Raw genomic sequence first — 10,931 nt, 5'->3', positions numbered from 1 at the left:
AAGACAAATGTTAGAACGGAGGAATAATGATGGCTAAGAAAATGCCTGATATTGGCGATTACAAATATGGTTTCGCAGATAAGGACGTATCTGTTTTCCGTTCGGAGCGTGGGTTGACTCGTGAAATTGTTGAAGAAATTTCGAGAATGAAAGAAGAGCCACAATGGATGTTGGACTATCGTCTGAAATCCCTTGAGATCTTCTACAGTAAACCGATGCCTCAATGGGGCGGAGATTTGAATTCGCTTAACTTCGACGAAATCACATATTACGTAAAACCTTCCGAAGCGACAGAGCGTTCGTGGGATGAAGTTCCGGAAGAAATCAAGCGTACATTTGATAAACTAGGGATTCCTGAAGCTGAGCAAAAATACCTTGCTGGTGTATCTGCGCAGTACGAATCTGAAGTTGTTTACCACAACATGAAATCAGAACTTGAAGACCTAGGAATCGTGTTTAAAGATACAGACTCGGCTTTACGTGAAAACGAAGAGCTATTCAAAAAGTATTGGGGAACAGTCATTCCGAACACAGACAATAAGTTCGCAGCTTTGAACTCTGCTGTTTGGTCTGGAGGTTCATTCATCTATGTACCACCTGGCATCAAAGTGGAAACGCCACTTCAAGCATATTTCCGTATCAACTCGGAAAACATGGGCCAGTTCGAACGTACATTGATCATTGTTGATGAAGGCGCAAGCGTTCACTATGTTGAAGGATGTACAGCACCTGTTTACACGACGAACTCACTTCATAGTGCGGTCGTTGAAATCCTCATCAAAAAAGATGCGTACTGCCGTTACACAACAATTCAAAACTGGGCAAACAACGTTTACAACCTAGTTACGAAGCGTGCAGTGTGTGAAGAAAACGCAACGATGGAATGGATCGACGGCAACATCGGTTCGAAGCTTACAATGAAATACCCTGCATGTATCCTTAAAGGTGAAGGTGCACGCGGTCTGACATTGTCCATCGCTTTGGCTGGTAAAGGACAGCACCAAGATGCAGGAGCAAAAATGATGCACTTGGCGCCGAACACGTCATCCACAATCGTTTCAAAATCGATTTCCCAACATGGCGGTAAAGTAACGTACCGTGGAGTTGTCCACTTCGGCCGCCGTGCAGACGGTGCACGTGCGAACATCGAATGTGACACGCTCATCATGGATAAATTATCGACGTCTGATACGATTCCATACAACGAAATCTTTAACGACAATATTTCACTCGAGCACGAAGCGAAAGTTTCCAAGGTATCAGAAGAGCAGCTCTTCTACTTGATGAGCCGCGGAATTCCTGAGCTCGAAGCGACTGAAATGATCGTCATGGGCTTCATCGAGCCATTCACAAAAGAATTGCCGATGGAATACGCAGTAGAAATGAACCGCCTTATCAAGTTCGAGATGGAAGGTTCAATCGGTTAATAAAAGAGTACGAAAAACCGCCTCATTGCAGGCGGTTTTTTTAGTTCTTATATAATATTTATTAGGCGCGTTAACGAGGATTGAAGCGGAAGGTGGCGACTCCTGCGAAAGCCGTCACGAAGAACGGCTTTTGCGAGCAAAAGCGAAGCGTTGGGAGCAGGATGAGGATGCCTTAATTTCTGCAAAAAGCGCAGAAATACGGCAAATCGAACCCTTCGCTGTTCGATTGGCTCACCGCTCGCCCGCGGAAAGCGTCCACCTGAAGCGGAAATCCGGTTACAAATCGACAAATCCATTTTAAAGCCACGTCTATGCAAAATGGCGGAATCACCCCATGCACATATGATATGATGACAATATTCATCTACGATCGGAAAAGAGGGATACTATGATTCAAGTCGGATTGACAGGGTGGGGAGACCATCCAGACGTCTATTCCCCAACCTCCAAGAAAAATGAAAAATTGATCGATTACAGCTCTCACTTTCCAATCGTTGAGCTCGATGCATCCTTTTACGCCATCCAACCGGAACGCAATATCCGAAAATGGATCGATGAAACACCTGACGATTTCCAGTTTATCGTGAAGGCCTATCAAGGGATGACGGGACATCAACGAGGAAAGCTTCCATATTCAACTCCTGAAGAAATGTTTCAGCAGTTCAAGCTTTCTATCGATCCGATGCGGGACGTCGGTAAGCTTGCTATGATTCTCGTTCAATTTCCACCATGGTTTGATTGCAAAAGAGAAAATGTTGAACAGATTAGATACATTCGGAGTCAGTTAGAAGGGTACGACGTGGGGATAGAGTTCCGCCACCAATCATGGTACGTTCCAAGCATGCAAGATAGGACGCTTTCATTTCTTGAGGAAATGAATTTCATTCATACCGTATGTGATGAGCCGCAAGCTGGTGTTGGCAGCGTCCCGCTCGTTGCCGAAACAACACGCAACGATAAAGTGTTTGTCCGCCTTCATGGCAGGAATGTGAATGGCTGGAAAAATACAACAGGTGATAGTGAAGCATGGCGTAAAGTCCGATATCTCTATAATTACGCGGACATTGAATTGGAGGAGATTCGCGAGGCGGTCCGAAAATTGGAGAGCGAAACGGAGAACGTGTTTGTCATTTTCAACAATAATTCTGGTGGCCATGCAGCCGAGAACGCAAAACGCTTTCAAAAAATGATGGGCATTGACTTCCAGGCACTCGCACCTAAGCAGCTTGATTTTTTTGAGGAGGAATAAGAATGGCGTTTCTGTTATTGGCAATTATCGGTGCAATATCTGGCGTGATGGGGTCGATTGTCGGGCTCGGAGGCGGAACGATACTTGTGCCGCTGACACTATTAGTCGGCATTAATTTTGGTTGGATTCCGGGCATCACGCCGCAAAGCGTCGTCGGAATTTCAGTCATCATGATGATCTTTAACGGTCTTTCTTCCACCATTTCGCATATGAAAGGGAAGACAGTCGACTTCCGGACGGGATGGATCTTTTTCGTGGGCTCCATACCAGGGCTAATGATTGGGGCGTTTGTAAATAAAGGAATGGATTTACCATCATTTAATTTATACTTCGGCATCTTGCTCATTGTCCTTTCTATCTTATTGCTAGCGCGCAAGTATTTAAAACCGATTCATTGGTTTGTAGAGCGCGGCAAACCGAGGACGTTTATTGATTCACATGGAGAGACACATGTGTATGGATATCCAATCTGGTTCGCACTCATACTGACATTCATCATCGGATTTGCATCCGGCCTATTCGGCATCGGAGGCGGAACGATGATTGTACCGGCGCTAATTCTTCTTTTCCTATTTCCGCCGCATATCGCAGTCGGTACATCGATGTTCATCGTGTTCCTGTCAGCTATCGTGAACTCCGCCACGCATATCTCTTTAGGGCATGTGCCTTGGCTATATGCACTTCCGGTCATTCCGGGCGCTTATATCGGCGGCATGATCGGGACGATGCTCAATAAGAAGATGAATTCGGATACATTGGTCCTCGTGTTGCGGATTATGCTGTTATTATTCGGAGTAAGGTCAATCATCGAGGGGATTTGGGGTTGAGCTATGAAACGCGGTATTGAAACAATCCATTTATATCATACGAATGATATCCATAGCCATTTTGACAGTTGGCCGAAAATCAGTAGGCATCTCCATTCCAAGAGACAGCTGCACGATTCAGATGAAGAGGCTTGCTTCATTTTTGACATTGGAGACCACGTTGACAGGTCGCATCCATTTACAGAAGGAACGACCGGCAAGGGAAATGTCGCATTGCTGAACAGCGCTGGATATGATGCGGTGACGATCGGCAATAATGAAGGCATTACGATGTCCAAAAAAGCATTGAATACCCTTTATGAAGGTGCGGAATTCGACGTCGTCCTTTGCAATTTAACGGAGACGGATGATTCATTCCCGAAATGGCTGGAGCCTTATAAAATATACGAAACGGCTCGAGGCGTAAAGGTCGGAATCATCGGCGCGACAGCGATGTACACGGTTTTTTATGCGAAATTGGGATGGCATATCGAAGAGCCGAGGCATGTACTGAAAAAAGTGGCCATGGAAATTCAGCATAAAACGGATATCCTTATTTGCCTTTCGCATTTAGGTGTGAATGAAGACAGGCTTCTTGCTGCAGAATGTGAGCTGTTCGATATCATTTTAGGTGCGCATACACATCATTTATTCCCGGAAGGTGAAATGGTGAATGACACCTTGCTAGCCGCCACAGGCAAGTTTGGTGAATATGTAGGGCATGTTGAACTCCACATCGATCTGGATAGTAAGACTGTCGTCGAGAAAAGAGCGGAAGTTGTCCATGTGAACGAGATGGAAAGCCGGGAAGAAGATATCCAGGATGTAAATGATCTCATCCAAGCGGGGAATGAAGCGCTGGAGAAAAAAGTCTTTTATAACGCAAGTCCGTTAAAACAACAGCTCTTCGTGGAAAGTCCGATGTCCTCGTTTTTCGGAAGGGCACTAATCGATTATACGGGTGCGGATTGTGCCATGTTCAACGCAGGGATTTTCTTAGGAAGCCTCGAAAAAGGCTGGGTGACGAAACGCATGGTACACTCTTTGCTCCCCCATCCAATCAATCCTTGTACAATCACGCTGGACGGGGCGGAGCTACTGGAAGTTTATAAGCTCGCAGGCAACGAATCGTGGCCGGAAACGGAAATCAAAGGGCTCGGCTTTCGTGGAACGTTCATGGGTAAAATGATATTTGAAAGGCTCTTCAGAAAAAGCGACGGGGAACTGTATGCGGGCAATCGGAAAGTCGTTGCAGGAAAAACCTTCAAATTGGCAACGCTAGACATGTTCACATTCGGCTTCTTTTTCCCCATTTTGAAAGAGGCGAAAAAAGAGTATCATATGCCCGAACTGATTCGGGATGTATTCGTTTGGTACGGGATGAAAAGAGACAGCAGAGTCAATAAGGATGAAGCTGATAGCACTTCTCGAATAAGAATGAACGACTCCGGTCCTGCATAATATTAGGCAGGAGGGGTCGTTTTGCGATTTTATGGGCAGTCGTCTCGAAATTATAAAAAATGGAATAGGTATCGCCGTTCCAGTAATAATGGCAGACCTCGAAGGAAGCGCCGCCTGTTGCCGCTTCTTTTTCCGGCATTCTTTGTGACAATCGCCCTGTTTCTGTATTTTGTTAACTCGAAACTCACTCCGATTTATCTGCAATACGCGGAAGTTGAAACGGAGAGGATTGCAGCGCATGTCATTACCCAGGCAATTAAATCAAGGTCCACTGATATTTATGATGTGAATGAAATCATCGAAAATGTACCGAATGATTCACCTGGAATGGTGACAAATACATTGAATGCTGAAATCATTAATAAAACGAGGGCTGAGATACATAGCCTTGTAGAGGCGCATCTTAAAATGGCTGAGAGCGGAAATTTGGAAATGCTGCCTCTCAGTGAAAATATCGAATATGATCCTGAGGCAATGGAAGCTGATGGAGGAGTCGTCTTTTTCGTGCCGATGGGGCAAGCGACGGGCATCCCTATGATTGGGAACTTTGGCCCTAAAATTCCTATTCGGTTCCATGTCATTGGGGAAGCACAGACGACGGTCGATACGGGTATTACAGAGTTCGGCATTAACAACGCAATGGTCGAAGTGAATATTTTAGTTACGGTCAACGTCCAAATCATCGTTCCTTTGGCGACGCGGAAAAGTGTCGTGGAACAGAAGATACCTGTTGCAATCGGTTTAATACAAAGTCCTATTCCTCAAATATATAATCGGGGAGGGGATAACCCCCCTCAAATAGAAGTGCCGTATCCGATCATAGGTGGCGGAGAATAATAAGCTCTTGAAAAAAGGCGGATTACCTGTTACGCTAGTAGTACAAGAGGAACACCGATTAGGTAGAGGCTGCAAGGCTTATTAGTAATGGACGCGAGATTGGCATCGATGACCGCCCGTGAAAGGAAGTTTTGCCGAAGCATGTACTGGGTTGCCTATCCATTCATGCTGGGGTCATTCCGAATAGGAATGACACTGTCATGCGTATATCGCATGATGAGCTACAGATCGTACGTTAGATAAAACATCTTAGATTATCTTACAAACGAACCGTAGAATAAGCCGACACCTATTACACATTCTAGTGTAACGGGTGTCGGTTTTTTTATTCTGCGTCTAGCTCCGGTCGCCAGAGGCTCGGGGTCATAAGTCAAAGATGCTTTGTGGCAAAAAGCGCCACGCCGCATCTTCGCCTTATGCCCGTCGCCTCTAAACAGGCGTCCTACGCTTTTGTTTACCTACCGTTCCGAAAAATTGGAGGAATGTTTTTATGATAGGCACTTGGGTTTCAATCTTGCCGCCAATCGTGGCAATTGTTATGGTGTTGGCGACAAAAAGGGTATTATTATCACTTGGATCGGGAATTGTAACAGCGGCATTATTGGTCGCAAGCTTTTCACCGGTCGATACGTTGCAAAATCTTTGGACTGCAATGATTGTCTCTTTCTGGTCTGAAGGGGAAGTGAATACGTATAATATTTTCATCATGGTTTTCATTTTATTATTAGGAGTCATTACTGCATTTGTCAGCTTATCTGGCGGAAGCAGGGCGTTTGCGGAATGGGCAGTCAAGCGTATTAAAACGAGACGTGGGGCGAAGTTGTTGACAGTGCTCCTTGGAATCCTCATTTTCGTGGATGATTATTTCAATTCATTGGCTGTCGGGCAAATTGCACGGCCGATTACGGATCAGCATCGCATTTCAAGGGCGAAATTGGCATACTTCATCGATTCCACATCCGCTCCGATTTGCGTTATCTCGCCGATCTCCAGCTGGGGGGCATTTCTCATCGGCCAATTGGCTCTTATCTTTGGCACGTCTGCTGCAATCAGCTACTCGCCGCTATCCGCGTTTTTAATGATGGCGCCGATGAATTTTTACGTTATCGCTACATTGGCAATGGTGTTTTTCTTTGCCTGGACAAATATCGATTACTTTGAAATGAAAAGACATGAAACGCGCGCCCAAGAAAAAGGCGAACTTTTCGATCCGAAAAAAGAAATCCCGGGTCAATTGAAAGAGGATTTCCCTGTACACTCCTATGGACGTGTCATTGATTTGATTGCACCGATCATCACTCTAGTCATCGTTACATTAGGGATGATGCTTTGGACAGGCTATCGCATCGGCGGATCGTCAAGCATTTGGACCATTTTTGAAAACACCGACGTTCCATTGTCATTGATGGTTGGTGGTCTTGCGGGTACAGTATTGGCAGCGGTCCTTTATATTTCTCAAATGGGGAAAAACGAGACAGCTTCCTATAGCCTTGTAGGCAAAGCGTTTATGAGTGGCATCAGCGCGATGATGCCAGCAATTCTTATTTTAATTTTCGCATGGGGATTGACGCATTTGATTGGCGTATTGGAAACCGGTCCTTTCTTATCAAGTGTCGTGGAACAGTCAAATGTACCTGTTAACTTCCTGCCAGTCATCATGTTTGTCCTCGCTGGATTAATGGCGTTTTCGACAGGGACTTCGTGGGGCTCTTTCGGCATCCTTCTTCCGATTGCCGGAACGATTATGATCAATGCGGAGCCAGAACTGCTACTTCCGGCATTATCTGCTGTATTGGCAGGGGCCGTTTTCGGCGATCACTGTTCACCGATTTCCGATACGACGATTCTTTCATCAACGGGCGCAGGATCCAACCATATGGACCACGTATCGACACAGCTCCCATATGCTTTAATTTCAGCCGGCATTGCTATAATCGGCTACTTAGTCCTTGGGCTCACAGGGTCGGTTTGGATCGGCCTTGCTGCAGTCGTCGTCCTAATTACTGCCTTATTCACTGTATGGACATCAAAACGGAACAAAGTAGAAGTGAAAGCGACTTCCTTCTAACCAATGTAAACTGTCACAACCGCTAGTCATTCGGCGGAGGTGGCAGTTTTTTTATTGTTTCATCATAAACCGGACATATATGGAGATCGCCAATCATAAATTTGCACTACCTTCAACTCTTTTGATTTACACCGACAAAGGGGAAAAGTCATAATTCAAATTGGGTATTTTTTCAATAAAAAACATTTTGACAATAGATACTAAGACGGATATACTTATTTAAAGATTATATAATAATCTGAAAATGGTAAACTTTTAGTAGGTACAAAGGAAAGGGGAATTGTAATGGAACAGCGTTCACAATGGGGGACCCGTGCCGGCTTTATTTTAGCGGCTGTTGGATCGGCTGTCGGTTTAGGTAACATCTGGCGTTTTCCATATGTTGCGTATGAAAACGGCGGAGGGGCATTTTTTATTCCATACTTATTTGCACTTCTGACCGCAGGTATTCCGATTTTGATCATGGAATTCACGATAGGTCATAAGTATCGTGGTTCTGCGCCTCTATCATTCTTTCGTATGAAAGGAAAAGGGGCCGAGTGGTTGGGATGGTGGGGCATATTCGTCTCATTCGTCATCTCAACGTATTATGCAGTCATCATCGCTTGGGCAATGAAGTACACAATCTATTCCTTCAATATGGCATGGGGGGATGATACTGGAGGATTCCTGTTCGGTAGCGTACTGAACTTGGCGGATACTCCAGGAGATGTCGGCGGGCTTGTGCCAGGAGTGCTTATTCCGCTCATCCTCGTTTGGGCAATCGCCTTCATTATTCTATTAGCAGGAGTCAAACGAGGAATCGAGTTGGCAAACAGGATTTTCATTCCGACGCTAGTCGTCGTATTCCTTCTTGTCGTCATCCGGGCAATCACTCTTGACGGGGCGGCGCTCGGTCTAGATGCATTCTTCAAACCAGACTTGAGCAAATTGGCAAATTCACAAGTATGGGTAGCGGCATATGGACACATCTTCTTCAGTCTTTCGATAGCCTTTGCCATCATGATCACATACTCAAGTTACTTGCCGAAGAAATCGGATATTACAAATAACGCATTTATTACTGGATTTGCGAATTCAGGATTCGAATTGCTTGCTGGAATCGGAGTTTTCGCCGCACTAGGCTTCATGGCGACACAAGCGAACACGTCGGTTGCAGAAGTTGCTTCCGCAGGCGTTGGACTCGCGTTCGTTGTTTTCCCGAAAATCATTAATGAGATGCCTGGGATGAATGGACTTTTCGGAGCCTTGTTCTTCCTGTCACTCGTCTTGGCAGGTCTTACATCGCTCATCTCGATCTGTGAGACGTATATCGCAGGGATTTCGGAAAAATTCAATATCTCGCGTACGAAGTCCGTCCTTTTCGGTGTAGGGCTTGCAGCAATTATCTCATTGCTGTTCGCTACACGCGGCGGTTTGTATTTCCTCGATGTCGCAGACTACTTCATCAACCAGTTCGGTGTAGCCGCAATCGGTTTGGTGGAAGTCATCATGATTGCTTGGGTCTTCAAAAAGCTTGGGGTTTTCGAATCGCATGCGAATGAAATCTCGGATATACGTGTCGGCACATGGTGGAAAGTTTGCCTGAGCGTCATTACACCGATTGTCCTCGGGTATATGATGTTCGACTTGCTGCGCATCAATATTTTCAAATTGCATGAGACTGATAATGGAAACTACGAAGGATATTCGAACGCCTTCATCATGTCAACCGGCTGGATGGTAGCATTATTCGCCATCGTCATGGCAATCATCTTTACGGTAATGAAATGGAACAAGAATGCAACGAACTCAACAGACTACGATAATCGATAAGGAGGATTCGCTATGAGCGGTGGAGCTATTTTCATGATGATTCTCGGAATCCTCGTCATTTGGGGAGGACTTGCGGGAAGTATATTTTGGGCAGTATCCAAATCCAAAGGCAGAGCCTGACTCTGTATGAAATGAGTAACCTACAAAGAAAGCGCCTATTACACGGCGCTTTCTTTTTATTATTTGATATTTAGCATGGATTGTAGCGGAAATCCAGTTTTCTCTATATTATCAATAGTTGTTGGATGTCAGAATATATGTTACATTGACAGAAGTGATATACTGCAAAACAAGCAACTAGGAATGGAGTCGGTTATCGTGTCATGTAGACCAGAAATAGGGAAAAAGACAGAACATGTTCGAAAGCCCGATTGGCTTAAAATTAAATTGAACACGAACGAAAACTATACGGACTTAAAAAAATTAATGCGTGAAAAAAACTTACATACCGTATGTGAAGAAGCACGCTGTCCAAACATCCATGAATGCTGGGGCGAGCGCCGTACGGCTACATTTATGATTCTAGGCGCTATTTGTACACGCGCTTGCCGTTTCTGTGCAGTGAAAACCGGATTGCCGAATGAGCTCGATTTGGCTGAACCGGAACGCGTCGCGGATTCCGTTTCCCTTATGAACTTGAAGCATGTCGTAGTTACAGCGGTTGCGAGAGATGACTTGAAAGACGGCGGATCAGCTGTATTTGCTGAAACGATCCGTGCCATACGTCGCAAAAACCCGTTTACGACTGTTGAAGTGTTGCCTTCCGACATGGGAGGGGATTATGATAATCTAGCGCGCTTAATGGACGCAAAGCCGGACATACTAAATCATAATATCGAAACAGTCCGTAGGTTGACGCCGAGAGTCCGAGCAAGAGCGACATACGATCGTTCTTTGGAGCTTCTTCTCCGTGCAAAAGAAATGTATCCGGAAATCCCGACGAAATCTTCCTTAATGCTTGGGCTTGGCGAGACATGGGAAGAGATCATCGAAACGATGGATGACCTACGTGCACATAAAGTCGACATTATGACAATCGGCCAATATTTGCAGCCTACGAAAAAACATTTGAAAGTCCAAAAGTATTACACGCCCCAAGAATTTGGAGAGCTTCGTAAAATTGCAATGTCTAAAGGATTTTCACATTGTGAAGCGGGTCCATTGGTACGTTCAAGCTATCATGCGGACGAACAGGTCAATGCCGCTGCAAGAGAAAAACAGCGGATCGGGGACGCTCTGTTAGAATCAACAACGGTGCATAGCTGAAA

Annotated in this window: 9 protein-coding genes and 1 riboswitch; all 9 genes read left to right on the top strand. The window is 45.2% G+C overall.

Going from position 1 to position 10,931, the window contains the following annotated elements; genetic code table 11:
- Positions 1-29: 29 nt before the first annotated feature.
- Positions 30-1,427 carry a Fe-S cluster assembly protein SufB gene (sufB, locus tag NIT04_RS12730; RefSeq protein ID WP_252503948.1) on the top strand — a complete coding sequence of 466 codons (1,398 nt, stop codon included), beginning with the start codon at positions 30-32 and terminating at the stop codon, positions 1,425-1,427.
- Positions 1,428-1,815: 388 nt separating this feature from the next.
- Complete coding sequence (locus NIT04_RS12725) at positions 1,816-2,676, top strand: DUF72 domain-containing protein (protein ID WP_252503947.1); 861 nt, start codon at positions 1,816-1,818, stop codon at positions 2,674-2,676.
- Between the two features lie 2 nt (positions 2,677-2,678).
- On the top strand, positions 2,679-3,503 hold the full coding sequence (locus NIT04_RS12720; RefSeq protein ID WP_252503946.1) for a sulfite exporter TauE/SafE family protein: 825 nt from the start codon (positions 2,679-2,681) through the stop codon (positions 3,501-3,503).
- A 3-nt stretch (positions 3,504-3,506) separates the two neighbouring features.
- The gene (locus NIT04_RS12715) at positions 3,507-4,943 is read left to right on the top strand and encodes a bifunctional UDP-sugar hydrolase/5'-nucleotidase (protein WP_252503945.1); all 1,437 of its coding nucleotides are present in this window, start codon (positions 3,507-3,509) and stop codon (positions 4,941-4,943) included.
- A gap of 21 nt (positions 4,944-4,964) precedes the next feature.
- A complete protein-coding gene (gene yunB / locus NIT04_RS12710) occupies positions 4,965-5,780 on the top strand; it encodes a sporulation protein YunB (protein WP_252503944.1) in 816 nt (271 codons plus the stop codon).
- Between the two features lie 55 nt (positions 5,781-5,835).
- Positions 5,836-6,012: riboswitch (Lysine riboswitch) on the top strand.
- Positions 6,013-6,270: 258 nt separating this feature from the next.
- Positions 6,271-7,848 carry a Na+/H+ antiporter NhaC family protein gene (locus tag NIT04_RS12705; RefSeq protein ID WP_252503943.1) on the top strand — a complete coding sequence of 526 codons (1,578 nt, stop codon included), beginning with the start codon at positions 6,271-6,273 and terminating at the stop codon, positions 7,846-7,848.
- A 285-nt stretch (positions 7,849-8,133) separates the two neighbouring features.
- Positions 8,134-9,663 (top strand): sodium-dependent transporter, encoded by a 1,530-nt coding sequence (locus NIT04_RS12700; RefSeq protein ID WP_252503942.1) that lies wholly within the window; start codon positions 8,134-8,136, stop codon positions 9,661-9,663.
- A gap of 12 nt (positions 9,664-9,675) precedes the next feature.
- A complete protein-coding gene (locus NIT04_RS12695) occupies positions 9,676-9,783 on the top strand; it encodes a methionine/alanine import family NSS transporter small subunit (RefSeq protein ID WP_252503941.1) in 108 nt (35 codons plus the stop codon).
- 183 nt (positions 9,784-9,966) lie between these two features.
- A complete protein-coding gene (lipA, locus tag NIT04_RS12690; protein WP_252503940.1) occupies positions 9,967-10,929 on the top strand; it encodes a lipoyl synthase in 963 nt (320 codons plus the stop codon).
- The last annotated feature ends 2 nt before the right edge of the window (positions 10,930-10,931 follow it).

This window comes from Sporosarcina sp. Marseille-Q4943, from assembly GCF_943736995.1.
Classification (GTDB): domain Bacteria; phylum Bacillota; class Bacilli; order Bacillales_A; family Planococcaceae; genus Sporosarcina.
The sequence above is the reverse complement of the archived record's forward strand: the minus strand, read 5'-3'. Positions and strand labels throughout refer to the sequence as shown.